The organism is Sorangium sp. So ce726 (assembly GCF_051521405.1).
Classification (GTDB): Bacteria; Myxococcota_A; Polyangia; order Polyangiales; family Polyangiaceae; genus Sorangium.
This window is the reverse complement of record NZ_CP150349.1, coordinates 8719433-8744106: the sequence shown is the minus strand read 5'-3', so window position 1 is coordinate 8744106 and position 24674 is coordinate 8719433. Positions and strand designations below refer to the sequence as shown.

Sequence of the window (24674 nt, the reverse complement as noted above, 5' to 3'; positions counted from 1 at the left end):
GCCGGATGCCCCCCTCGACCCGCGGAGGGCGGGCGGACCGCCCCGCCATCGCGGTGCGGAGCCTGATGGCCGACGAGGGGCTCGGCATCGATCTCACGCTCATCGCCGGCGCCGCGGGCCTCGACCGGCCCATCATGAACACCCGCATCCAGAAGTCCGGGCTCGCGCTCGTCGGCCATTTCCACGGCATCGTCCCGACGCGGGTGCAGATCCTCGGGCAGACCGAGCTCTCGTTCCTCCACAAGCTCTCCCGCGAGGATCGGCTCCTGTCGCTGCGCGGCTTCTTCGAGCTCGGCCTGTGCTGCGTCATCCTCACACAAGGTGACCAGCCGTTCGAGGCGAACGGCTCCGGCATCGGGTTCGTCCCTGTGCCGGAGCTCGCGCAGTGCGCCGAGGAGACCGGGACGCCGCTCCTCGTCTCGGCGGTGCGGTCGAGCGCCACGATCACCGCGCTGCACGCGCTGCTCGACGATCGCCTGGCGCCGCGCCTGCGGCTGCACGGCGTGCTCGTCGACGTCTTCGGCGTGGGCCTCCTTCTCATGGGGTCGAGCGCGATCGGCAAGAGCGAGTGCGCGCTCGATCTCGTGATGCGCGGCCACCGGCTCGTGGCCGACGACGCCGTGGAGTGCGATTACCGCCCGCCCGGCATGGTCTTCGGGGCCCCGGCGGAGCTCCTCCGGTACCACCTCGAGGTGCGTGGCCTCGGCATCCTCAACGTGAAGGACCTCTTTGGCGTCACGTCGATCCGCGAGCGCAAGCGGATCGACGTCGTGGTGAAGCTGGTCGAGTGGTCGAAGGACACCGAGTACGATCGGCTCGGGCTGGACGAGCGGTACCACACCATCCTCGGCGTGAAGATCCGGGAGCTCGTCATCCCGGTGCGCCCGGGCCGCGACATGGCGTCGATCCTCGAGGTCGCCGCCCGCAACGAGCTCCTGAAGAACGCCGGGTTCCACGCGGCCCGCGAGTTCTTCGGCAACGTCGAGGGCGAGCTGCTCCGCGAGCGCTCGCCGGAGGAGTCGTCGATCCCGCCGCCGGCGAGGTTCGCGGAGGAAGGCGCCCCGCGGAGCGCCGCGCCGCCCGGCCCGCCCCGGCCGCCGCCGCCGCCGCCCGGCCGCGGCGCGGACGCGCCGAACCCCCCGAGCAGCGCCTTCCGGCCGCCGGCGGATCGGGGCAGGCCGCCCCCCGATCGCCCGAGCTCCGGGTTCAGCCCCACGGAGTCGTCCGTGAGCCTGCCGCGGCCGAGGAGGCGAGGGTGAGCAACGGAGGCGATCAGCAGCAGCACGGCCTGCACGGGCCCGACGGCGCGCCGGGGCGCGTCGTGGTCGTCACGGGCCTCTCCGGCGCGGGCAAGTCGACGGCGCTCCACGCCCTGGAGGACCTCGGCTTCTTCTGCGTCGACAACCTGCCCACGTCGCTCGTGCAGCCGGCGGTCGAGGCGTGCGAGTCGGGCGGGATCACCCGGATCGGGCTCGGCATCGACGTCCGGGTGGGCTCCTTCCTGGCGGGCGCCACGGCGGCGCTCGACTCGATCCGGACGGGACGGGACGTGGTGATCCTCTTCCTCGACGCCTCGGACGAGACGCTGCTCCGGCGCTTCAGCGAGACGCGGCGCCCGCACCCGCTGACGACCGGCGGCAGCGGCGCCATCGCGATGCTCGACGGCGTCCTCCTCGAGCGCGAGCGGCTCGCGTCGCTGCGGGCCAGGGCGACCATCGAGCTCGACACGACCCGGCTGTCGACGCACGACCTGCGCCGCGTCGTCATCGAGCGGCTGCGCCCGGCGAAGGTCGAGATGCCCCGGATGTCCACCCGGTTCGTCTCGTTCGGTTACAAGTACGGCATCCCGCTCGACGCCGATCTGCTCTTCGACGTCCGCTTCCTCGACAACCCGTATTTCGTCCACGGCCTCCGCGAGCTCACGGGGAACGACGAGCCCGTGCGGGAGTACATCCTGAAGAACGCGGATGCCCTCGAGTTCATCTGCAGGACAGAGCAGCTCCTCTCGTTCTGCATGCCGCGCTACGCCAGCGAAGGAAAGAGCTACCTGACCGTCGGCATCGGGTGCACCGGCGGCCGGCACCGCTCCGTCGTGCTCACCAACGCGCTCAGCGACAGCCTGCGGCGGAAGACGGGGCTCCCCATCACGGTCGTACACCGGGACGTCGCCCGGGTGAGCACGAGTGGTGTACCCTCGGGGGTGGGAGAGGGCATGGCCGGGGCGCCCGGCGTGGATCTCCGGCTGGCGCAGCCGGGAGCGACCCCGTCGGAGCCTCGCCCGGCGTCGGACACGAGCGTGACGGGGGGCGAGCGGTGACGACGGAGGCGGTAACGAGGCGGTTCACCATCATCAATGTGCGCGGGCTCCACGCGCGCGCCGCGACGAAGCTCGTGCAGCTCGCGGGGCGTTACGACTGCGAGATCTCGCTGACCGGGCCGGACGGGCAGTCGGCCAACGCGAAGAGCGTGATGGGCGTGCTCCTGCTCTGCGGCTCGATGGGCACCCAGATCGAGGTGAGCGCGACGGGCGATCAGGCCGCCGACGCCGTCTCCGCCATCGGCGACCTGATCGCCGCGCGTTTCGGAGAGCACGAGTGACGCGCGGCCCGAGCGCGCTCTCGTCGGACGCTCCGGACGAGCATCCCGCCCCGGCGGACGCCGTCCGGAGCGACTCGGCGGCGCCCAGCGCCCGGGTTGACTCGATGCCGCCCGGCGCCCGGACGGAGACGCTGCGGGGCATCGCCGGGTCGCCTGGGGTCGCCATCGGCGCGGCCGTCGTGATGGGCGGGCACCGGACGAACCACCCGCGCCGCCGCGTCAGCTCCAGCGAGATCGCGGCGGAGCTCGAGCGCTTCGAGGCCGCGGTCGAGCGCGCGCAGGACGAGCTGCGCGACATGGCGAAGCGCATCGGCGATCACCGCGCCGAGGCGTCGATCCTCGAAGCGTACCTGCTGATGCTCGGCGACGAGGCGCTCGCCGACGCCGTGAAGCGCCAGGTCACCGAGGAGCGCCGCTGCGCCGAGTGGGCGGTGGCGGCCGCGTGCGAGGTGATCGCCGGCCGCTTCGCCGCGCTCGACGACCCGTACCTGCGCGAGCGCGGCCACGACGTGTTGTTCGTCGGCGAGCGCCTCCTGCGCGCCTTCAGCCTCCCGCCCCAGGAGCCGCCGTCCTCGCGCGACACCTCTCCGCTCTCCACGCGCAGCCTGATCGAGCTGCAGAACTCGATCGCCATGCCGGCGACGTTCGGCGCGGCGCTCCCGCGCTTCTCCGGGCCGACGATCCTCATCGCGCACGACCTGTCGCCGGCCGACACCGCGGCGATGGTCGACGAGCCGGTCGTCGGCTTCGTCACCGAGGTCGGCACCCGCACGAGCCACACCTCGATCATGGCGCGCGCGCTGGAGATCCCGGCCGTGGTCGGCGTCAGCGACGTCCTGCAGCGCGTGATCACGGGCGACCTCGTGGTGATCGACGGACTGCGCGGCACGGTCGTCGTTCGCCCCGGCCCGGCCGAGCTCGCGGACGCGCGCGCCCGCGCCGAACGCTACGTCGCGCTCGGCAAGGAGCTCTCGGAGTCCAGGCACCGGGCCGCCCAGTCGAAGGACGGCGTCAAGGTGTCGCTCCGGGCGAACGTCGAGCTCCCGGCCGAGGCGATCCTCGCGCGCGATCAGGGCGCCGACGGCATCGGCCTCTACCGGACCGAGTTCCTCTACATCGACCGCACGTCCCCGCCCTCGGAGGACCAGCAGTTCGAGATCTTCCGCGCCGTCGTCGAGGCGCTCCGCCCGAAGCCGGTCACGCTGCGCACGTTCGACATCGGCGGCGACAAGTTCGTCTCCACGTTCCAGGTGCCGCCCGAGATGAACCCGATGCTCGGCCTCCGCGCGGTCCGGCTCGCGCTCTCGCGCCCCGACGTCTTCCTCGAGCACCTCCGCGCCATGGTGCGCGCCTCTGCCTATGGCGACGTGCGGATCATGATCCCCATGGTCGCGGGCCTCGGCGAGCTCCGGCAGGTGCGCGCACTGCTGCACCGCGCGCAGGAGCAGGTGCGCGCCCGCGGCCAGCCGTGCGCCGACGAGATCCCGCTCGGCGTGATGATCGAGGTGCCCTCGGCGGCGATCATGGTCGACCATTTCGCGCGCGAGGCCGCGTTCCTGAGCCTCGGGACGAACGATCTGATCCAGTACGCGCTCGCGGTCGACCGGACGAGCCGCTCGCTCGCGTACCTGGCCTCGCCCTTCGATCCGTCGATCCTGCGGCTGATCACGAAGGTGATCCAGGCAGGCCAGGACTTCGGCAGGCCGGTCTCTCTCTGCGGCGCGATGGCGAGCGATCCGCTCGCCGCACTGCTCCTGCTCGGCCTCGGCCTCCGCGACTTCTCGATGGAGGCGGCGGCGATCCCGGAGATCAAGGAGACGCTCCGGCGCATCACGGTCGCAGAGGCCGAGGCGGTCGCGGCGGAGGCGCTCGCCTGCGCGACGGCGGAGGAGGTCGAGTGCTGCGTCGCCGCCGCGTTCGCGCCGGACCTCTACGACCTGCTCACGGGAGAGCGCGCTACGCGGTGAGCGGCGTGCTCGGTGCGGTGGGGCCGACGCCTGCAGCGCCGGTCGCGTCCGGCGTGGCGTGCGCGCTGGCCGCCTGCGCGGTGGCGCTCGGCCTGTGCGCGGCGGGCTGCGAGGAGGAGGCGCCGCCGACGCGGCTCGTCGGGCAGGTGCACCTGACCCTGCTCCACACGTCGGACATCCACTCGCGGCTCTTCCCGTACAACCTGCAGCTCGGCCAGGTGGACGCGGGGCTCGGGCTCGGCGCTGCGAGCTCGATCGCGAACGTCGGCGGCGCCGCGCGCATGTCCCATCTCCTCGGCCGCGAGCGCGCCCGGTCGTCGCGCGCGCTTCACCTCGACGGCGGCGACTGCTTCCAGGGGGCGCCGATCTTCAACTTCTACTCGGGAGAGGCGGAGATCCGCGCGCTCGGCGCCATGGGTGTCGACGCCATGATCGTCGCCAACCACGAGTTCGACCGCGGCGCGCTGAACCTCGGTATCCAGCTCCAGCAGAACGCCGCCTTCCCCATCCTCGCGGCGAACTACCAGCTCGAGGACCCCGCGCAGCCCGGCGCCTCTCCGCTCGGCGCCATCCTGCAGCCGTTCACGGTCTTCGACCTCGAGGGCCTCAAGGTCGGCGTCGTCGGGATGGGCAACCTCTCCAGCCTGACGTCGATCTTCGAGGCGCCGAACCGGCTCGGCGTCACCCCGCTGAACACGACCGAGGTCGCCCAGTTCTACGTCGACCTGCTCCGCCCCACGGTGGACGTCATCGTCTTCGTCACCCACCTGGGCCTCGACGGCGACGAGCGGATGATCGAGACCACGACGGGCATCGACGTCGTGCTCGGCGGGCACAACCACATCGTCCTCCAGCCGCCGAAGCGCGTCCGCGACTGCTCGCGGTACTACGACGAGGAGAAGCAGCGCCACTACATCCTCCTGAACGACGAGCGCTCGCCCGGGGAGGGCGCGCAGCGCCGACGCTACTGTACGCCGCGCGACGTGGTCCTCGCGCACTCCGGCGCGTTCGCCAAGTTCGTCGGGCGGCTCGACCTCGTGCTGTCCAGGGACGCCTCCGAGCTCGGGGGCGGCTACGACCCGCTGAACGGCTTCGAGGTGCTCTCGGATCGGTACGAGCTCTTCCCGGTGACCGAGGATGTGCCCGCCGATCCGATCGTCGCCTCGGTGCTCGAGCCGTACGCGCAGGGGCTCGACGCGCTCGCGAACCTCGATCTCCTGGTCGGCTACGCGCTCGACGGCTCCCGCCGCGTCTCGCCGAGCGGCGGCGACTCGCCGCTCGGCAACCTCATCGCCGGGGCGATGTGGCTGCGCCTCGGCATCCAGACCGATTTCGCGCTCACGAACACGACGGGCATCCGCGCCGACCTCGTGCCCGGCCCGGTGACGGTCGAGCAGATGTTCAACATCTTCCCCTTCGACAACTCGATCTCGAAGATGCAGCTCTCCGGCCTCGAGGTGCAGGACCTCTTCGACTTCGTGGCGCGCCGATCGAGCGGCCGCGGGTGCGTCTCGCAGGCGCAGATCGCGGGCGCGCGGGTCGTCATCGACTGCGCAGCGCGCTCGGCCGACGGCGCCGCGTCCGGCGTCGCGACCCAGGTGTACATCGGCGCGCGCCAGCCGACGATCGCGTGCCCGAACGGCGACGCCGACTGTCCGGGCGGCGAGGTGGGCAGCTGTGACGTCGAGGCGAGGCGGTGCTGGCAGCCGATCGATCCGCTAGCGACCTACGAGCTCGCGACGTCGAGCTACCTCGCCCAGGGCGGCAGCGGGTTCCGGGTGCTCCAGCGCAACACGACGCAGCTCGACACCCAGGTGCAGCAGCGCGACGCGCTGATCGACCACATCCGCGCGGGCAGCCCGTGTGGCGCGGACGAGCGCGGCGAGCTCGCGTCGTGCCAGCGGGACGCCGATTGCGCGGGCGTGGGGGAGGGCTTCGTCTGCGCGTGCCCTGAGTCGGTGGTCGAGGGGCAGGCGTGCAAGACCGGCGCGGCGCCGTGCTCCCGGGGCGCGTGTGTGCTCGCGCGCTGCCGCGACGACGTCGCCGCCTACCAGCGCGACGTTTGCGCCGAGGCCCCGACCGACTGGGTGCGGGAGCAGTGCGAGAGCGCGCTCGCCCCGTGCAGCGCCGCGGGCGAGCAGTGCAAGTACCTGGCGTGCGTCGACCGGCGGCTCGGCAACTTCTCCGACGGCCGCTTGCGGATGGTGGGCCAGTGACGCCGCGGGCGCGGCTCCGAGCGGCGCTCGCGGCCGCCGCGCTCGCCGGGTGCGGCAGCGACGGCGGGCCGCCCCGGGGCGTCTCGAGCTTCTGGGTCCAGGTCGTGCAAGTGAACGGGGAAGCGCCGCCCTCCGCCGAGGCGCCGTTGCCGGCCGACCGCGGCGACGCGGCGGACACCTGGTCGTTCAGGATCGAGGCGCGCGACGCTGCCGGCCGCCGGGCGCCCTTCGACGGCATGGTCAGGCTGAGCGTCGAGCCCGGGGCGGTGCTCGACGTCGAGGCGGACGGCGAGGGCATCGCGGTCGGCCGCAACATCCGCCTGCGGGACGGCGTCGCCGAGGGGGTCGCCCACGTGACAGCCGTCTACGGGCCCACCCGGCTGTGGGTCGAGGACCTCGGTTACCAGCCCGCGTCCCGGGGCGACCGTCCCGCGTGCGCCAACGGTGTCAACGACGACGCGCCGGGCGACGTGCTCGTCGATTTCCCCGCCGATCCGGGGTGCGCCTTCGCGGACGACGACACCGAGGAGGGCGGCTCCTTCAGCGCCGGCGTCTCGAAGCCGGTCGCGTACGCCTTGCCGCGCATCGCCGACGTGCAGGGCGGCGGCTCGGCGACGCCCTACCCGTCGGAAGCGATGCAGATCAACACCGCGGCTCCCCAGCAGGTCGTCGTCACGCGTGTCTCGAGCGACGGCTTCTACGTCAGCGATCTGGCCGGCCAAGGCAGCGGCTTCAACCACCTCTTCGCGTTCAACTTCAACACACCTGCCAACCTGCGTGTCTGCGATCGGCTCGAGTACCTCGCGGGCACCGTCGACGAGTTCTTCGGCTTCACCCAGCTCTCGTTCCCTTCGTACGAGATCGCGCGCGTGCAGGAAGGAGCGGAGTGCCTGGTCCCGGAGCCGGCGGTGCTCGACGGCCCAACGATCGCCGACGCCTTGGCCATGGAGCGCCTCGAGAGCGGGCTCGTGCGCGTCGAGGGGTTCCACATCAGCGAGCGCTTCGGTCCGAGGCCCGCGAGGGACAACGTCTTCGCCGCGGAGCAGTCGAGCTGCGACCTGAACGGCGACGGGCAGGTCGATTTCGAGAGCCAGACAGAGAGGAGCTGCGCGAACGCGTGCTCGGACGATCCCGAGTGCAGCGAGTGGACGAGCTACGCCGCGCGCGGCAACTACAAGATCACGGACGGGTCGAGCAGGATCCAGATCCAGACGGGCACGGTGAGCGCCTTCGATCCGACGTCGCACCGAGGCGAGGTGATCGACGCGGTGACTGGCACGCTCCGGAACTTCTCGGGCGGCTCGCTGAACTGGACGATCGAAGCCCGCTGTCCGGACGACCTCGTCTGCGCGGCGCCCGGCTGCGCGCCGGGCACGAAGCCCTCGAAGGAGGCCTGCGTCCGGACGCGCAGCCTCGACGACAACGACGCGGAGACCAACTAGCCACCTCCTCGCCTTCGACGCGGCCGCCCCGCGCCCGCCGGCTCACTCAGGCCCAGGAAAGCCACCGCCCGCCATGCACCGAAGCGCGCTCCTCGCCCCTGCTGCCTCCGCGGCCTTGCTGCTCACGCTCGCGCCGCCGGCGCTAGGCCAGCCGCAGCCGCCGCCCGCTCCTGCCGCGCCCGCGCCTGCGGTGCCGGACCAGGCCGCACCGGCCCCGGCGCCCGCCGCGCCGGCCACGCCGCCTCCGATCTCGCAGCCCGCCCCCGCCCCCGATGTCCCCACCCTCCCGTGGATCGAGCCCGACCTGCCGCCAGCGGCCGCGGAGCCGCCCGTCCGCGTGGGCGACGCGATGGACACGCGCCTCACGTGGACGCTCGGAGACGACGACCTGCTCCACGACACGGGTCAGGTGCAGCCGCTCTCACCCACCCTGAGCGTCGGCGATCGAAAGCAATACCGGCTCTTCTTCGACAACCTCAACTCCCGCTTCAGCGGGCGCGAGAACCTGACGCACCTCGTGCTCTACAAGAGGATGCCGGGCTTCATCCGGCGGCTGGACACCGAGGCTTCGCTCGTCCTGCGCATCGACCTCGCCGCGCTGTCCAGGAACAACAACAATGTCAATCAGGCGTTTTACGACGCCGGGTCGTTCATTCGCGCCTTCTATCACACCGATGGCAGGGCCGACGGGAAGACCGGTATCGGCGTCACGCTCTGGCCCATCGACACGGACCGGTTTCGACTGGGCTACCTCTACGACATCTCATGGGGCGGGACGAACGCCTTCGCCAACCAGTCGATCTTCCCGCGCATCATCGGAACCGCGCCTGGCGCGAAGGTCCAGTTCGACGCCGACCGGTTCAGCGTGTACGCGGGGTTCAAGGTCGCGAGCCTCATGCAGGTCCAGGAGGTGCTCACCCCCGGCACGAGCGAGCTCGAAGAGATCCGAGTCGCTCAGACCAACTACGGCTTTCTCCTTGGCGGGGGCGCCGCGCTCCACCCCCACGTTCACGTCGACCTCGGCGCCGGCTACTTCCAGCAGGGCCGCTTCGAGTTGCCCGATGTCGCCGGCGACCCGGTCTACACCTACGGCGCCTCGGCCCGGGTCGTCGTGCACGCCAAGAACGAGCCCATCCCCCAGTCGGTGGACTTCCTCCTCTATCGCAACGATCCCAACAAGCCGCAGATCATCTTCAAGCCCGAGCCGTACGCGCCGGGCAAGACGACATGGGCGGTGAGCCTCGAGGCGACGAACCTCTTTCAGAACCTCAAGGACTTCGAATCTGCCGGCGCCACCACCCATCAGCCGGCACGCGCCGGCGCCCTCCAGGCGGTCGTCAAGTCCGGGTATGCGCGCGCGAGCCTCACGGGCATCTACCGGGACCTGCCGTTCGTGCTCCGCAACCAGCCGAGCTTCATCCCCTTTCAGACGATCCCGAAGACCGCCCAGACCTCGACGGCCGACGAGCTGTTCCTTGCGCTCGCGGCCGACTACTACCTCGCGTCCGTGCGGCTGACGCCCGGCCTTGGCGCGGGCCTGCAGTTCCCCGCCGCGTTCAGGACGATGTCCATCGACGCCATGAGCGCGGTGATCGCGCGCACGTCCGTCGTCCGAGACCAGGGCAATGTGTCCATCCTCCCCTTCAACACCTCTGCCGTCCCGATCTTCCAGCTCCGCGCGAGCCTCAAGTGGGATATCAGCAGGATCCTCACCGCCGTCGCGTGGGCTCAATATGTGCGTGACAACAACGGCACGTTCATGGAGCGCGATCCCTCCGAGGGCACCGTGGCCCTGCGCACCTTCGTGAACCCCGATTTCTTCGGCCTCGGCACGAGCTTCCAGGCCCGCTTCTGATCTGACGACCGCGTCGCGCGTTCACCGCGCTCCGCTTCCCGCGCTCGCCGCGCCCCAGCTGCCCGCGCTCACCGCGGCTGGAAGTCCTTGAACGCCGCCACAGCCCGCGGCGACGTGCTCACGGTCTCCACGATGCGGAAGCCGCCGCGCAGGTAGAAGCCCTCGAAGTGCAGCACGCTCTCGCCCTCGGCCGGCTCGATCTCCCAGTAGCGCGAGCGGTCCTTCGCCGTGCCGAGCACCGCGATCCGCCGCCACCCCGCCGGGATCATCCCCGTCCACTCGGGGCCGCGCTTCTCCGTCAGCTCGAAGTCGTCACGGCTGTGCTTCACCCGGAAGCTCGCGTCCGGCCCCGAGCCGATGCGCGCGTCGAGCGCGGCCCCGGGCGGTCCCTTCGCCATCTGGTCCTGGCGCCGCGGCCCCCGCTTGCTCACCCGGTAGCCCGCCACCGACTGCGGATCGAGGTAGTAGGTGCCGCCTTCCTTGCTCGCGCGCAGCCGCCCTGCGTAGATCGCCTGGCGCACCGCGCTCTCCGAGATGCCGAGCTGGTGCGCGGCGTCCGGCACCGTCATCGTGAAGCGCGTCCGCGGCGTGAGGACCGCCGAATCGGGCGGCAGCCGCTTCCGCGCCACGCAGTCGAGCATCACGTGGAAGCTCGGGTCGCGGTACACGTCGGCGGTCGCGACGCTCCGGCCCGCGACGGCGGTCCTGTCCAGCAGCGGGTTCTCCGGGCCGAGCACGAGATCCATCAGCTCAACGTCGGACACCGACGGATCCCTGGCCGCCGCCAGGACCCGCGACAGAAAGGCGCCGAGCTCGCCCGTCGGCGTCGGGAACTCGACCGTCTCGCCGGACAGCAGCGTGTATTGCGTCTTCATCTCGCCTCTTCGCAGCTCGTCGTGTGCGCTCGCCCACACCGCGCGCCGCACGCGTGCCCGGGGCCACGCGAGCCCGATCCGTCCAGGAGGCGGACGAAGTCCCACGCACGCGCCAGAGGCGCGCGCAGGCGGATCTCACCCCACCGGGGACGCCGCGCCGGCGGAGCCCGCCTCGATGGACGAGCCCGCCCGCACGTCGCCCGCGTCGGGCGCGCGTTCAGCGCCGCAGCACCCGATTACTGTAAGCCCGTTCAGGTTGTCCCGTCTAGTGACTTCGCACGCCGCTAGGACAAATGCCGTCCGCTTCCACGACGGTCATGCGTTCGCAACCGTCCGAAACCAAACGTTAATTCCGTATGATCAGAACGCAGCGCGCCCACGGAAAAATCGTCGACGCTCGCGAACGGGGCGCGGATCGCGGCGCCACGCCCGCCTCGCGTTGTCGCCGCACCCGGGTTGCCGGGGGGATTTGTTCAGTGGTTTGGCCCCACCTTTTGTTCAGGTGTCGGGTCGCTGTCGCGTCTCGGCCAGGGCCTCGATGGTGTCGCGATCGTGGTCCCGGATGCAGTCGACGCCGTTGCGCTCGAACTGGATGGCGGCGGCCAGCGCGGTCCGGCTGCGCTCGCGGTCGATGGCCCACGCGGCGTGTCGCACGAGCAGGGCGAGCTGCAGCGCCCGGCCCAGGGTGATCGCGACCCGGCGGGCGCCCGCCTCGAGGCCGGGGCGGTCGTCGGCGGCCATCTCCTTGATCCATGCGCGGGCGTGGGACACCGCGCGCGACGCGGACGTCTCGGCCTCGGCGAGCTTCGGCTCGACCACGCCGGTCAGGAGGCGCGCCACCTCGGCCGCGAGGATGTCGAGCGAGCCGTCCTTCAGGATCACCCGCAGCGCGTCGAGGGCGAGCACGTTCGTCGTGCCCTCCCAGATCGTGAGGACCTGCGCGTCCCGGAGCAGGCGCGGCAGCCCCGTATCCTCGACGTAGCCGGCCCCGCCGAACGCCTCGAGCACCTCGCTCAGCACCGACACCGCCTGCTTGGCGGTCGTGAGCTTCGCGAGCGGGATGATCAGCCGCAGCAGCTTCGCCTCCGAGTCGGTCAGCGAGCCCGTCTCCTCGCGGCCGAGCAGCTCGATCGCGCGGAACGTCAGGTGGAAGGCGCCTTCGAACTCGGCCTGGAGCTCGGCGAGCGTGTCCATGTGCAGCGGCTTCTCCGCCAGCGTCGTGCCGAACTGGACTCGGCTCTGGGCATACGAGCGCGCCAGCGCGAGCCCCCGGCGCATCCCGGCGATGGCGCCGATCGCGTTCCAGGTGCGCGTCACGTTGAGCATCGGCGCGATCGCCCGGACGCCGTTCGAGAGGCCCGCGACCGGCGTGGCGAGGACGCCGTCGAGCGTGAGCTCGGCGGTCGGCACCTTGCGGGTGCCGAGCTTGTCCTTCAGCCGGTTGATCAGCACGCGCTCGCGGCGCCCCGCCTCGCCCGCGAGCTCCACGTAGAAGAGCGCGAGCCCGCGGCTGCCCTCCGGGTTGCCCTCGGGGCGCGCGAGCGTGAGCGCCATCTCCGACGTGGTGGACGAGGCGAACCACTTCGTCCCGTGGAGCCGGTAGGCCCCGTCGGGGCCGAGGCGCGCCGCCGTCTCGCTCCGCCCCACGTCCGAGCCGCCGGTGCGCTCGGTCATCCACTGGCCCGAGGTCCACGCGGCAGCGGGGTCGCGGCTTGTCAGGCGGGGCACCGCGCGGTCGATGAGCGCGCGGTTCTCGCTCGCGAGGAGCGTCCGCGCGGCGCCGTCAGTCATCGCGAGCGGGCACGTGTACACGTCGCTCGACGCGTCGAAGAGGTACGCCAGCGCGAACTGATGCACGCGCGAGAACGCGCCGTGCGCCCGCTCGTAGGCCGTCGCGACGACCCCCCGCTCGCACGCGATGCGGGCCGCCTCCTTCCAGAGCTGGGTCACCTCGACGTGGTCGATGCGCCTTCCCCAGGCGTCCCACGACGTGAGCTTCGGCTCGTTCGCGCGATCGGCGAGCTGCAGCTGGTACAGGCGGCCGCCGGCGAGCTCGCCCATCTCCCGCAGCGAAGGCGTTATCGACGCGGCCACCTCGCGCGGCAGGGCCCGCGCGAGATAGGACCGCAGCACGCGGTCGTCGTCGTACTGGTTCCCGAGTGTGGGGGGGTCTTGATAGAAAGCCACCGGCCGACTCCTAGGTTGGTGCGCCGCAACCCGAACCGTGCGACGCCCGCGCGCCGATCACGTTCCGCGCGCCCCTCCATGCACGCGCGGCGACTCGCAGCCTCGATAGAGCTCGAAGCTACTGAACCCGTCCCATCCGGTTCAACAGGAAGCCGGAGGCTGCGTCGCGCCGACGCAGCGAACGGTGAACCTCTGCTGGTAATTTCGCTGCGACCCCCGGTTTTTGTGCGCTGTTCGGGTGCTGTGTCGCACGAAAAGAAGCGGAAGTCGCTGAATGTGCGGTTCTTGACTTCTCCGATGCACCAATGCATATGGCTGGCGGTGAAGCTCTCGAACAAGGGTCGCTACGGTGTGCGCGCATTGTTCGATATCGCATTCCACAACGACGGGCGGCCGACCCAGATCCGCGAGATCTCCGAGCGGGAGCTCATCCCTGCGCGCTTCCTGGAGCAGATCTTCCAGGACCTGAAGAAGGCCGGTCTCATCAGCTCAAAGCGGGGGCCGCGCGGCGGCTATCACCTCGCGCGGCCCGCGAGCGAGATCAGCCTGGGCGACGTCGTCCGCGCCCTGGAGGGGCCGGTCGCCGTGATCGCTCCGGATGACGACGGCAGGCCGGAGGGCTCGCCGCTCGACCCGCCCACGGCCGTGTTCCACGATCTGGCGCTCGCGATCGAGCGCTGCTTCGACTCGGTGTCGATCGCCGACGTCTGCGAGCGCGGCGTCGAGCTCGGCGTGCGCCGCAAGGGGCGGCCGGAGCGCTCGACCTACGTGATCTGAGCCGACACCATGACCAGCCCCGAACGATCCGCACAATCCACTGGCGCCCCCCGCACACCCGCGGAGGGCGCAGCGCAGCTCCCGCCGCTCCCGTCGCACCCGCGCGTCGTCGACAGCCTCCTCGACCTCGTGGGCGACACGCCGCTCTTCGAGATCCGCCGCGTCGACGCGGCGACGCCCCGGGGGCGCGTCTTCGGGAAGGCCGAGCAGCAGAACCCGGGCGGCTCGCTGAAGGACCGGATCTGCCTGGCGATGATCGAGGGCGCCGAGGCGCGCGGGCTGCTCGGCGCCGGCGGCGTGGTCATCGAGCCCACGTCCGGGAACACCGGGATCGGGCTCGCGATCGTGTGCGCGGCGAAGGGGTACCGCTGCATCCTGACGATGCCGGCGAGCATGAGCCTGGAGCGGCGCCAGCTGCTCGAGGCCTACGGCGCGGAGGTCGTCCTGACCGAGCCCGAGGCGCAGATGGAGGGGGCCATCGCCCGGGCGCGCGAGCTCGCGGCGGACATCCCGGGGGCGCTCATCCTCAGCCAGTTCGACAACCCCGACAACCCGCGCGTCCACGCGGAGACGACCGCGCGGGAGATCCTGCACGCGATGGCCGGCCTCGACGCGCCGGGGCGGCCCGGTCCCCGGCAGTCGCTGACGATCGACGCGTTCGTCGCCGGCGTGGGGACGGGCGGGTCGGTGAGCGGCGTCGGGCGCGTGCTCAAGCGGATGCGCGCGGCGACGCGGGTCATCGCGGTCGAGCCCGAGTCGTGCGCGACGATCTCGCGCGGTGAGCGCGGGCCCACCAAGATCCAGGGGCTCGCCGCCGGGTTCGTCCCCGCGAACTACGATCCGAGCGTGGTGGACGAGGTGCGGACGGTCAGCGATCGCGCCGCGTACGACACGAAGGTGGCGCTGGCCCGGCAGGAGGGGCTGCTCGTCGGCATCAGCGCTGGCGCCGCGGTGCGCGTCGCGCTCGACGTCGCCCGCGAGCTCGGCCCCGACGCCAACGTGGTGACCGTCCTCTGCGACACCGGCGAGCGCTACTTCAGCCTGGACGAGTATTTCCGATGAGCGGCAGCGGCGAGGCGATCCGCGGGTGCGTCCTCCTCGTCGGGGCGGGGGGGATCGCCGCGCCCGCCGCGCTCGCGCTCGCCGCAGCCGGGGTGCGGGAGCTCCGGGTCGCGGACGACGACCAGGTCGAGCTGACGAACCTGCATCGTCAGATCCTGTTCGACGACGACGACGTCGGGCGGCCGAAGCTCGATGCGTTCGCGGAGGCGCTGCGCCGTCGCTTCCCCGCGCTCCGCGTTGACCGCCGTTACGGCCGCTTCGCGCCGAGCGCGGCGGCGGGGCTGATGCCGGGCGTCTCTGTGGTGGTCGACGCGACCGACAACTTCGCGTCGCGGTTCCTGATCGCCGACGTGTGCCGACTCACCAGGACGCCGGTGGTTCATGCCGCTGCGATCCGCTGGCGCGCCACGGTGATGGCGGTCGCGGGGGAGGGGGCGCCCTGCTACCGCTGCCTGTTCGAGGACCTGCCGACCGGGGACGCGCCGGATTGCGCCACGGCCGGTGTGGCTGGCCCGGTGTGCGGCGTGGCCGGCGCGATCGCGGCGGATCGGGCGCTGGCGATCCTCGCGGGCGACGCGTCGATCTTCGGCCGGATCGCGACGTACGACGGCCTCACGGACACGCTGCGCAGCGTCCCCGTCTCCGCGCGGCCCGCCTGCGACCTGTGCGGGACGCGCGCCGCGATCGCGACGATCGACGCGTCCCGCTACGTCGTCGCCTGCGCGGCCGAGAGCGGATCCCCGACCCACGTTGAAAACGACCGCGAAGGCGGATCCCCGATGCCTGTTGAAAAGGACCGCGAGAGCGGATCCCCCACTCATCTCAAGACTGGAGAACAAGACCATGGCTGACACCGCGACCGTCCGCATCCCCACCCCGCTCCGCACGCTCACCGGTGGGCAGGACGAGGTCAAAGTCGCCGGCGGCACCGTCGGCGAGCTGATCGAGAACCTCGAGAAGAGCTACCCCGGCGTCCGCGACCGACTCCTCGACGAGAAGGGGGTGCGGCGCTTCGTGAACATCTTCGTGGGCGACGAGGACATCCGCTTCCTCGACGGGCTGAAGACGCCCGTGAAGGGCGGTGACCAGGTGGCGATCGTCCCCGCGATCGCCGGGGGCTGAGGTGGACGACCCGCGCTATCTCCGCCAGGTGTTGCTCGCGGAGATCGGTCCAGAGGGACAGGCGAGGCTCGGGGCGGCGACGGCGCGCGTGCTCGGCGGCGGCAGCGACGCGCCGCCGCTCGCGCACGAGGTGGCGGAGCGCTACGCGCGCGGCGCCGGCTTCGGCGCGCTCGCGGCGGGCGCGATCGACCTCGCCGCGCTCGCGCCCGCGGAGCTCGTCGCCGCGCCCGCCGCGCGCGCCGTGCTCGCCGGCGCGCGCGCGGCGCTCGCCGAGATGCGCGCCGCGCTGGCTCAGGGCAGCGCCGCGGGGAGCGCGGGGCAGGGGAGCGCGGGGGAGGTCGACCCGTCATGAGGCACTCGCTCGCCCGCTCCCGCCGGCTGACGTCGGTCGTCGACGCCGTGGGCGACACGCCGCTCTTGCGGCTCTCGCGCGTCGGCCGCGACACGCCGTCGGTCGAGGTCTACGCCAAGCTCGAGTTCGCGAACCCCGGCGGCTCGGTGAAGGATCGCGCCGCGCTGCGGATGATGACCCGCGCCGCCGCGGACGGCCGCCTCACCAGCCAGAAGACGCTCATCGACTCGACGAGCGGCAACACCGGGGTCGCCTACTCGCTCTTCGGCGCGGCGATGGGCTTCAAGGTGGCGCTCGTCATGCCGTCGAACGTGTCGAAGGCGCGCAAGGACATCGCGCGCGCGTTCGGCACGGAGCTCATCTTCAGCGACCCGATGGAGGGCTCCGACGGCGCGATCCGCCTCGTGCGCTCGCTGGTCGAGAAGAATCCGGATCGGTACTTCTACCCGGATCAGTACTCGAACGAGGACAACCCGCTCGCCCACTACCACGGTACGGCGCGCGAGATCCTGGAGGCGGTCGGCGACAGGATCACGCACTTCGTGGCCGGCATCGGCACGAGCGGCACCATCGTCGGGACGAGCCGGCGGCTGCGCGAGCACCACCGCCCGATCCGATGCGTCGCCGTGGAGCCCACCGAGGCGCTCCACGGGCTGGAGGGGCTCAAGCACCTGCCGAGCTCGCTCGTGCCCGCCATCCACGACGAGGGCGCGTACCACGAGACGATGCGCATCACGACGGAGGACGGCTGGGACATGTCCGATCGCCTCGCGCGCGAGGAGGCGCTGCACGTGGGGCACTCGGGCGGCGCGGCCGTCTTCGCGGCCTTCGAGATCGCGAAGCGCCTGCACCGCGAACAGCAAGGCGGGTGCGTCGTGGCGATTGTACCCGACCGGGGCGACCGCTATTTTGCGCCCATGAAATGGGAGAAGCGTTACTTATGGTGATGTCTCCACAGCCGTGGACCGCCGGTGGGGTCGTCCTCAAGGCGAGCGTGCTCAAGGCGGTCGAGGACGAGGCGCTCGCGGGCTACGCGCGCGACGAGGAGGCCTGCGGGTACCTGAAGGGGCCCGCGGCCGAGCCGCTGCTCTGCGACGAGCATGTCCGGATGGACAACATCGCGAACAAGCTCCACGCGATCGATCCGGAGCGGTACTTCCGGACGGCGCGGACGTTCTTCGACTTCAACGGCAAACGCTTCTCCGACGCCGTCGAGAAGGGGGCCTCGGCGGGGCGCCCGGTGAAGGTGCTCTATCACTCTCACCTCGACGCCGGCGCTTACTTCAGCCCGACGGACGCTGCCATGATGAGCGGCGGCGAGCCGCCGGCCGACGAAGGGGGCCAGATCGTGATGGGGCCCGGGCCGGCGTTCCCGCTTGCGTTCCTCGTCACCAGCGTGCGCGGCGGCTCCGGCGAAGGGCGTCCGGAGGAGACGCCCCGCATCGCCGAGCACCGCCTCTTCGTGTGGGACGGCGCCGCGTTCGTCGCGTCGACGTTCTCCGTCGTCGATTGAGCTCATTGCGCCGGGGCGCGCGTCCGCGCACTCTCGCGCAGCCCTCATCCGCTCGTTGAGGGGTCTACACCCGAGGCCCGGAGCGGCCGAGTCCGTAGTCGTCACTTGATCATCGAAGGAGTTGCCTAAATGTCAGGTTTTGTTGTCTGGTTCACCGGTTTGAGCGGCGCCGGCAAGAGCACGCTCGCGGCGATGCTCTCGGCCGAGCTCCGCGCCCGCTCCGTCCATGTGGAGGTGCTCGACGGCGACGAGGTGCGCACCAACCTCTCGAAGGGCCTCGGGTTCTCGAAGGAGGACCGCGATACGAACATCCGGCGGATCGGATACGTGGCGAAGCTCATCGCCCGGTCGGGCGCGTGCGCGATGACGGCTGCCATCAGCCCGTACAAGGCGATCCGTGACGAGCAGCGGGCCCAGATCCCCCACTTCGTCGAGGTGTTCTGCTCCTGCGAGATCCCCGTGCTCGCCGAGCGCGACGCGAAGGGGCTCTACAAGAAGGCGCTCGCGGGCGAGATCAAGAACTTCACGGGCATCGACGATCCGTACGAGGCGCCCGAGAGCCCCGAGGTGGTCGTCGACACCGGCAAGGAGACGAAGGAGGAGAGCCTCGCCAAGATCCTCGCCAAGCTCGAGGAGCTCGGCTACGTCCCGCGCCGCGGCGCCGCGGTCGCCGTGTCCGGCGCGGCCGCCGCGGGAGCGGCCGCGGGCGGGGCGCGCGGGCTGATCGCGCCGCACGGCGGCGAGCTCGTGAACCGGTGGGTCGAGGGCGCGGCGAAGGCGTCGCTCGCGGAGCGGGCGAAGGGGCTGCCGGTCATCGAGCTCGACGAGCGGACCGAGAGCGACGTCGAGATGATCGCGGTCGGCGCGTTCTCGCCGCTGCGCGGCTTCATGAACTCGAAGGACTACCTGCGCGTCGTGCGCGAGATGCGGCTCGAGAGCGGCCTGCCGTGGTCGATGCCGATCACGCTCGCCGTCTCCGAGCAGGCGGCCGAGGGGCTCCGCGTGGGCTCCGAGGCGGCGCTCCGCGCGCGCGACGGCCGTATCGTCGCGGTCATCGAGCTGAGCGACAAGTGGCGGCCGAACAAGGAGATCGAGGCGCAGGAGGTCTTCCGGACGACCGAGACGAAGCACCCGGGCGTCGCGTACCTGATGAGCACCGGCCCCGTGTACGTCGGCGGCGAGATCCGCGTGCTGGAGCGGCCCGTCGACTCGGCGTTCCCGGCGTACGACCGGAGCCCGGCGACGACGCGGGCGTACTTCGCCGAGAAGGGCTGGCGCCGTATCGTCGGGTTCCAGACGCGGAACCCGATCCACCGGGCGCACGAGTACATCACCAAGACGGCGCTGGAGATCTGCGACGGCCTGATGATCCACCCGCTCGTCGGCGCGACCAAGTCGGACGACATCCCGGCGGACGTGCGGATGCGTTGCTACGAGGAGCTCATCGCGAAGTACTATGTGAAGGACCGCGTGCTCCTCTCGATCTACCCGGCGGCGATGCGCTACGCGGGGCCGCGCGAGGCGATCTTCCACGCGCTGGCGCGGAAGAACTACGGCTGCTCCCACTTCATCGTGGGGCGCGATCACGCCGGCGTCGGCAGCTACTACGGCACGTACGACGCGCAGGAGATCTTCAATGTCTTCAGCCCCGGAGAGCTCGGCATCACCACGCTCAACTTCGAGAACGCGTTCTACTCGACGGTGGTCGGCGCGATGGCCACCGGCAAGTCGGCGCCTGGCGATGCGTCGACGCAGGTCAACCTGTCCGGGACGAAGGTGCGCGAGCTGCTCCAGCGCGGCGAGCTGCCGCCGCCGGAGTTCTCCCGTCCGGAGGTCGCGCGCATCCTCATCGAGGCGATGCGCGGCTCGTCGTAGCCCCGGGCGCCTGAGGGCCGCGGCGGGCGGCGCCGTCGAGCGGGGCCGCCGCGCGGCCCCGGGCGTGGCGCGCGCCGCGGTCCTCTCGCTGCTCGCCGCGCTCGCCGGCGTCTCCGCGGGGACCCCGGCGCGCGCGGATCTCAGCGACGACGCCGCGCGCGTCGCGCGGATGTGGTCGCTCTCGGGCGCGCGCGTCGCGCGCCTCCCCCCCATCTTCCTGGAGCACGGCCGCCCCCGGGTCGTGGCGGTCGATCCGCCCGCCGGCCCGGCCCGTGTGGCTGGCGCGGCGGCGGACGAGTGCCTCACCGCCGCGTTCCTCGCGCCGCGCACGGCGGAGTTCACGCTCTCGCCCGAGGGGCGGTCGGGCAGCGTCCCCGCCCTCGAGGGCCTCATCCAGCAGCTGCGCGGCGCGGAGCCCGAGGACGACCGCCGCGTCCAGAGCATCGCCGGCGTCGCGGCGATCACGCGGTGCGGGGCCGAGCGCGAGGAGCTGCGCCGCGTGGCGGTCGAGGTGCTGTCGACGCGCAGCGCGTTCGATGTCGTCGTCGCCGCGTCGAGCGGGCCGCTGGAGCGCGTCGAGGCCATCCTGCCGGAGCGCGCGTCCGGGCCCGTCGCGCCGCGCGGCGACCCTGGGCGGCCCTCCGAGCCGGGGCCGCTCGACGCTCGGGTCGAGCGGGCCGCGCGGCGCGCGCGCGCGGAAGGGGCGCCGCGCGTCGCTCCGACCGACATGCGCGCCTCGTCGATCGGGACCGGGCAGTTCTCGGTCAAGCTCCCCGAGGGCTGCCACCGCCTCGACCTGATGGCCGAGGTGCCGAGCGCCACGCTGCGCCGCGCGACCGACCTCGACGCCGAGGCGCGCGAGGGGACCACGGGCAGGCTGCTCGATCGCGACAGGTCCGACGCGCCCGACGCGCGGCTCGATTTCTGTCTGGGCGAGCAGGGGGTCGTCGAGGTGCCTTTCCTCGGGGCCGCGGGGCCGGTGAAGGTCGTGCTGTCCGACGCGCAGTGGCCGATGTCCGCGTTCGTGCCGGGGCACTTCGGCGCGCGCGCCCGGGGCAACCTGGCCGCCGCGCTGCGCCGCCGCCACGCGCCCGCGCCGCGCGCGCAGGCGATCGCCGAGGCGATCGGCGCGCAGGGCGACACGCTCGTCCCGGTCCAGATCGAGCCGGGCCGCTGCTACTTCGCGGCGGCGGCGCTGGCCCGGGGCGAGCTGCGCGCGCTCCGGATCTCCGTCGAGCTCGGCGACCGCGCCGGGCGCGACGACGCCGGCGAGAACGGCGAGAGCGCCGGCGTGGCGTTCTGCTCCGAGATCGAGGAGAGCGCCGCCCTCCGCGTGTCCGCGCGCGGCGGCTCGCCGGTCTGGGTCGTCGTGGTCTGGCCGATGGACTGACCCCGGCTCACTCCGCGGCGCGGGGGCGCCTCGGGCGGCGGCGCGGTGCCTGCTCCGGGCCTGGGCTGGCCACGGCGCCGGGCTGGGCCCGCTCAGGCAGCAGCTGGCGGAGCTGCCAGGCCTGCAGGAACGCGCGTCGCTCCGCGGCGCGCAGCGCGTGCTGGTGCTGGCCCATCATGAACGCCGGCACGACCAGCATGAACAGGGTCGTCAGCGTCAGCGCCGTCATCGTCGCGATCTTCGAGTGCTCGACGGCCTGGGGCAGGATGACCATGGCGCCGCCCGCGAAATCGTACGAGCGGGGCAGGACGCCCGAGTACTCGATCCACGCGGCGGCCAGCACCGCGACGCAGCTGGTCACGACGACGGCGACGCGGTAGGCCGTCCGGTACGTGAACGAGTTGCCGTACGTGAGGATGACGAGCAGCATCGGCATGAAGAGCAGCGGGCCGAAGCCGCGCCCGATGCACAGGAAGCTGAGCACGTTGAAGACGAAGCCGGCGTAGGCGTACCACTCCGCGGACGGGCGGTGGACGACGCGCGCGGCGAGGAACTTCATCAGCGCCGCCAGGGCGGTGAAGCCCAGGATGAAGGCGAAGACCTGCCACTCCCGGATGCCCAGCCACACGGCGGCGACCAGCGTCGCGATCGCCGTCGCGAGCAGCTCGGCGCGCATGCCCGCGCGCAGCTGCAGCCGGTGCCGCGCCGCCGCGGCCGCGTCCAGATCGGCGAGCACCTCCGCCGGCATCTCGCGCGGCGGCTCGGTCAGGACGCGCCGGAGCGTCTCCAGGGCGCGCTCGTTGGACGGATCGAAGGCGAGCGCCTGGCCGACCTCGCTGAGCAGCGCCTTCCGGGCGCCCTCGGCTTCCTTGCCGCCGGCGAGCGCCTCCGTCACGCGCTCCTCGGCCAGCCCCGCGTGCCGCGCCGCGAGGTCGCGGCGGAGCTCCACGTCCTTGTCGCCGTCGAGGAACCGCTCGACCGCCTCGTAGAGCGCGCGGGCGGACGGGTAACGCTCGGAGGGCTCGCGCCGCGTCGCCGTCACGCAGATCGCGTCGAGCTCCGGCGGCACCTCGCGCTCGGGCGCGCGCACCGACGCCCGCGCGTCGGCGCCGTGAAGGAGCGAGTCGAGCATCTCGGTGCGGTCCTTCTTCGGGTGCAGCGGCTTGAGCGTGAGGAGCTCGAAGAGGATCGCGCCGAGCGAGTAGACGTCGCTGCGCACGTCGAGCGTGTCGACGCACCCCTGCGCCTGCTCCGGCGACATGTACCCCAGGGTCCCGAGCACGTCGCCCGGGATGGTCCGCGTGCTCATGGGATCCTCGCCCATGTCGATGGTCTGGAGCGGCGTGTCGATGAGCTTCGCGACGCCCCAGTCGAGCAGGTACACCTCGCCGAAATCGCCGAGGATGATGTTGGCGGGCTTGAGGTCGCGGTGGAGCACGCCGCGGGAGTGCGCGAAGTCGACGGCGATGCAGACCGACGAGAAGGCGGTGAGCAGCTTGCGGCGCGAGAAGCTCTGGAGCGCCGTCGGGTCGCCCTCGCGGAGCTCGTTCAGGATCCTCGCCAGGGTGAGGCCCCGGAGGCGCTTCATCGTGAAGTACGCCGAGCCCTTGTTGTCCACGCCGAGGTCGTAGACGGGGACGATCGACGGGTGCTCGAGCTGGCCCTGCACCCGGGCCTCGCGGAGGAACCGGTGGCGCAGCGTCGTGTCGCCCTGGTGCTCGGCGCGGATGACCTTCATGGCCACGTCGCGGCCGATGCGGCGGTCCCTGCAGAAGTGGACCTCGCCCATCCCCCCGACGCCGAGCAGCGACCGCACCTCGTAGCGGGGGCCGTCGCTGGACAGATCCGTGAGCTCCGCGCGGGCGCGGCCGAGGCTCACGGGGGTGGGGCTCTGGCCGTGCGAATCTCCGCCCTTTCCCCGAGATTTTCGCATCTCGGGGAGCTGCTCGAGCGTCTCGAAGTCGTCGTCGAACAGGGCCATGGCGTCCGGGAAGCCAGGCTCGGTCGCGCCGTGCCAGAAAAACCCACACCGGCAGGGCTCCGCGTGGCGGCCCTCGACCGCCTCGACGGACGGTAGCGAGCGGCGTTGCGGAGTGCTGGGCTTCCTCGGACGAGAAAATCTCGTATCGGGTGGTCATGTCAACGGGATGCTGCGTCCGTAGAAGACGGCCGACGCACAATGCGACGGCCGCGCGCCGCGCACATCCCGTGCGGTCGGGGTGAAGGCGGGGGCCGCTCGCGAAATGAAGGTCGATGTCGGGTTTTCAGCGGTCCTGGCGCGAGCTGTGGTGACGTCGCCGCCGCGCGGGGGGGCGCGATGTGGGGCACGTCACGGCGCGGGCGATCGCCGGCGGAGGCTCGATGCGCTCGAGGGGCTCGGCGCGCTCAGCGTGCTCAACGTGCTCAACGTGCTCAACGTCCAAGGAGCGCGAGCAGCGTCTTCTTGTTCGTGAGGCCGACGTGCCGCCCGACGGGCTCGCCCTTCTGGAAGGCGACCACCGTCGGCAGGCCGCGGATGCCGAAGCGCTGCGCGGCCTCGGGCGACGCGTCGACGTCGAGCTTGACCACCTTGACCTGGCCGGCCGTCTCGGCGGCGATCTCATCGACGATCGGCGCGAGCCGCTTGCAGGGGGCGCACCAGGATGCCGAGAAGTCCACGAGCACCGGCGTGTCCGTCTGCAGGACCTCCTGCGCGAAATTCAGGTCGTTGACTTCGATGACATTGCTGCTGCCCATGGCGCTGTCCTTTCGGTTTTCTCGGGATTGAGCGGGCCCTGGCTGCGATGCGCCGGCTTGATGCCGGCCGGATCCTCGACAGCCACGCTCGCTCCAACTGTTATATGCACGGTTTCAGTTTCTGCCAGGGGAGCGGCTTGGCCGCCCGCAGGGATGGCGGCCTCGCGTGTGTCCCGGGCAGGAGGCCGTGCGCGGCGTCGCCGCGCGGCGAGGCGCCTGAGCGATCAGCCGGCCTTGACCGGCGCAGGCGCCGGGCGGCCGAGATGCTGCGCCCGGAGCGCGATGTCCGCGACGGTCTTCTGCGCGAGGCCGCGCAGCAGCCCTGCGTTGGCCGCCGCCGCGACCTCATCGAACGCGCGCTGGATCCCCGACCCGATCGGGCACCTCGCGTTTGGCTCGCACGGGCTCGGCGCGATGGCGCCTTCCGGCTCGACGGCGGCGTACACCTCGCTCAGCCGGATCTTCTTCGCCGGCCTCGCCAGGCGATAGCCGCCCGAGCGGCCCTCCCGCGCCTCGATGAGCCCGGCCTGCGACAGCCGCGCGAGGATGCGCCGCAGGAAGGCCGGGTTCGTGTTGATGCTCGCCGACAGCGCGTCGCTCGCGCAGCTCTCGTCGGACTGGGCGAGCAGCGCGAGGGCGTGCGTGGCGATGGCGAAGCGACCCGAGGACATCGAACGGCCCCTCGGCCGTTATCTGAGGGCTCCGGG

Annotated in this window: 21 protein-coding genes; 16 read left to right on the top strand and 5 right to left on the bottom strand. The window is 72.1% G+C overall.

The window, feature by feature from the left end; translation table 11 throughout:
- Positions 1 to 5: 5 nt before the first annotated feature.
- From hprK to WME79_RS32300, 7 genes are all read left to right on the top strand, one after another.
- Entirely contained in the window at positions 6 to 1259 is a 1254-nt protein-coding gene (gene hprK / locus WME79_RS32330) for an HPr(Ser) kinase/phosphatase (RefSeq protein WP_437522710.1), read from the top strand.
- Positions 1256 to 2317 carry an RNase adapter RapZ gene (gene rapZ / locus WME79_RS32325; protein ID WP_437522708.1) on the top strand — a complete coding sequence of 354 codons (1062 nt, stop codon included), beginning with the start codon at positions 1256 to 1258 and terminating at the stop codon, positions 2315 to 2317. The genes hprK and rapZ overlap by 4 nt, the downstream gene beginning before the upstream one ends.
- Positions 2314 to 2598 (top strand): HPr family phosphocarrier protein, encoded by a 285-nt coding sequence (locus tag WME79_RS32320; RefSeq protein WP_437522706.1) that lies wholly within the window; start codon positions 2314 to 2316, stop codon positions 2596 to 2598. The genes rapZ and WME79_RS32320 overlap by 4 nt, the downstream gene beginning before the upstream one ends.
- On the top strand, positions 2595 to 4565 hold the full coding sequence (gene ptsP / locus WME79_RS32315; protein ID WP_437522705.1) for a phosphoenolpyruvate--protein phosphotransferase: 1971 nt from the start codon (positions 2595 to 2597) through the stop codon (positions 4563 to 4565). Before WME79_RS32320 ends, ptsP begins: the two co-directional genes overlap by 4 nt.
- A complete protein-coding gene (locus tag WME79_RS32310; RefSeq protein ID WP_437522703.1) occupies positions 4562 to 6781 on the top strand; it encodes a bifunctional metallophosphatase/5'-nucleotidase in 2220 nt (739 codons plus the stop codon). The genes ptsP and WME79_RS32310 overlap by 4 nt, the downstream gene beginning before the upstream one ends.
- Positions 6778 to 8223, top strand: coding sequence for a hypothetical protein (locus WME79_RS32305; protein ID WP_437522701.1), 1446 nt, complete (start codon positions 6778 to 6780; stop codon positions 8221 to 8223). Before WME79_RS32310 ends, WME79_RS32305 begins: the two co-directional genes overlap by 4 nt.
- Before the next feature lie 73 nt (positions 8224 to 8296).
- Positions 8297 to 10078, top strand: a complete 1782-nt coding sequence (locus tag WME79_RS32300; protein ID WP_437522699.1) for a hypothetical protein — start codon at positions 8297 to 8299, stop codon at positions 10076 to 10078.
- A 68-nt stretch (positions 10079 to 10146) separates the two neighbouring features.
- Here the strand turns inward: WME79_RS32300 and WME79_RS32295 are convergent, their stop codons facing one another.
- Together WME79_RS32295 and WME79_RS32290 are read right to left on the bottom strand one after the other, a co-directional pair.
- On the bottom strand, positions 10147 to 10953 hold the full coding sequence (locus tag WME79_RS32295; RefSeq protein ID WP_437522697.1) for a helix-turn-helix domain-containing protein: 807 nt from the start codon (positions 10951 to 10953) through the stop codon (positions 10147 to 10149).
- 498 nt (positions 10954 to 11451) lie between these two features.
- Complete coding sequence (locus WME79_RS32290; RefSeq protein WP_437522695.1) at positions 11452 to 13140, bottom strand: acyl-CoA dehydrogenase family protein; 1689 nt, start codon at positions 13138 to 13140, stop codon at positions 11452 to 11454.
- Positions 13141 to 13437: 297 nt separating this feature from the next.
- Between WME79_RS32290 and WME79_RS32285 the strand changes: the two genes are divergently transcribed.
- From WME79_RS32285 to WME79_RS32245, 9 genes are all read left to right on the top strand, one after another.
- Complete coding sequence (locus tag WME79_RS32285) at positions 13438 to 13917, top strand: RrF2 family transcriptional regulator (protein WP_437323772.1); 480 nt, start codon at positions 13438 to 13440, stop codon at positions 13915 to 13917.
- 9 nt (positions 13918 to 13926) lie between these two features.
- Positions 13927 to 14979, top strand: coding sequence for a cysteine synthase A (gene cysK, locus WME79_RS32280; RefSeq protein WP_437522692.1), 1053 nt, complete (start codon positions 13927 to 13929; stop codon positions 14977 to 14979).
- Positions 14976 to 15830: a HesA/MoeB/ThiF family protein gene (locus WME79_RS32275; RefSeq protein WP_437522690.1), complete on the top strand. Its 855-nt coding sequence runs from the start codon at positions 14976 to 14978 to the stop codon at positions 15828 to 15830. Before cysK ends, WME79_RS32275 begins: the two co-directional genes overlap by 4 nt.
- Positions 15823 to 16101: a MoaD/ThiS family protein gene (locus WME79_RS32270; protein ID WP_437522689.1), complete on the top strand. Its 279-nt coding sequence runs from the start codon at positions 15823 to 15825 to the stop codon at positions 16099 to 16101. Before WME79_RS32275 ends, WME79_RS32270 begins: the two co-directional genes overlap by 8 nt.
- A gap of 1 nt (position 16102) precedes the next feature.
- Positions 16103 to 16453: a hypothetical protein gene (locus tag WME79_RS32265; protein WP_437522687.1), complete on the top strand. Its 351-nt coding sequence runs from the start codon at positions 16103 to 16105 to the stop codon at positions 16451 to 16453.
- The gene (locus WME79_RS32260) at positions 16450 to 17400 is read left to right on the top strand and encodes a PLP-dependent cysteine synthase family protein (protein ID WP_437522685.1); all 951 of its coding nucleotides are present in this window, start codon (positions 16450 to 16452) and stop codon (positions 17398 to 17400) included. The genes WME79_RS32265 and WME79_RS32260 overlap by 4 nt, the downstream gene beginning before the upstream one ends.
- On the top strand, positions 17394 to 17966 hold the full coding sequence (locus WME79_RS32255) for a Mov34/MPN/PAD-1 family protein (protein ID WP_437522683.1): 573 nt from the start codon (positions 17394 to 17396) through the stop codon (positions 17964 to 17966). The genes WME79_RS32260 and WME79_RS32255 overlap by 7 nt, the downstream gene beginning before the upstream one ends.
- Positions 17967 to 18095: 129 nt before the next feature.
- The gene (gene sat / locus WME79_RS32250; protein ID WP_437522681.1) at positions 18096 to 19841 is read left to right on the top strand and encodes a sulfate adenylyltransferase; all 1746 of its coding nucleotides are present in this window, start codon (positions 18096 to 18098) and stop codon (positions 19839 to 19841) included.
- A gap of 64 nt (positions 19842 to 19905) precedes the next feature.
- The gene (locus tag WME79_RS32245; RefSeq protein ID WP_437522679.1) at positions 19906 to 21231 is read left to right on the top strand and encodes a hypothetical protein; all 1326 of its coding nucleotides are present in this window, start codon (positions 19906 to 19908) and stop codon (positions 21229 to 21231) included.
- 7 nt (positions 21232 to 21238) lie between these two features.
- Here the strand turns inward: WME79_RS32245 and WME79_RS32240 are convergent, their stop codons facing one another.
- The 3 genes from WME79_RS32240 to WME79_RS32230 all read right to left on the bottom strand — a co-directional run bounded on the left by WME79_RS32240 (position 21239) and on the right by WME79_RS32230 (position 24638).
- A complete protein-coding gene (locus WME79_RS32240) occupies positions 21239 to 23212 on the bottom strand; it encodes a serine/threonine protein kinase (protein ID WP_437522677.1) in 1974 nt (657 codons plus the stop codon).
- Positions 23213 to 23643: 431 nt separating this feature from the next.
- Positions 23644 to 23967, bottom strand: coding sequence for a thioredoxin (gene trxA, locus WME79_RS32235; protein ID WP_437522675.1), 324 nt, complete (start codon positions 23965 to 23967; stop codon positions 23644 to 23646).
- Between the two features lie 224 nt (positions 23968 to 24191).
- Positions 24192 to 24638 carry an Rrf2 family transcriptional regulator gene (locus WME79_RS32230; protein WP_437522672.1) on the bottom strand — a complete coding sequence of 149 codons (447 nt, stop codon included), beginning with the start codon at positions 24636 to 24638 and terminating at the stop codon, positions 24192 to 24194.
- Between the last annotated feature and the right edge of the window lie 36 nt (positions 24639 to 24674).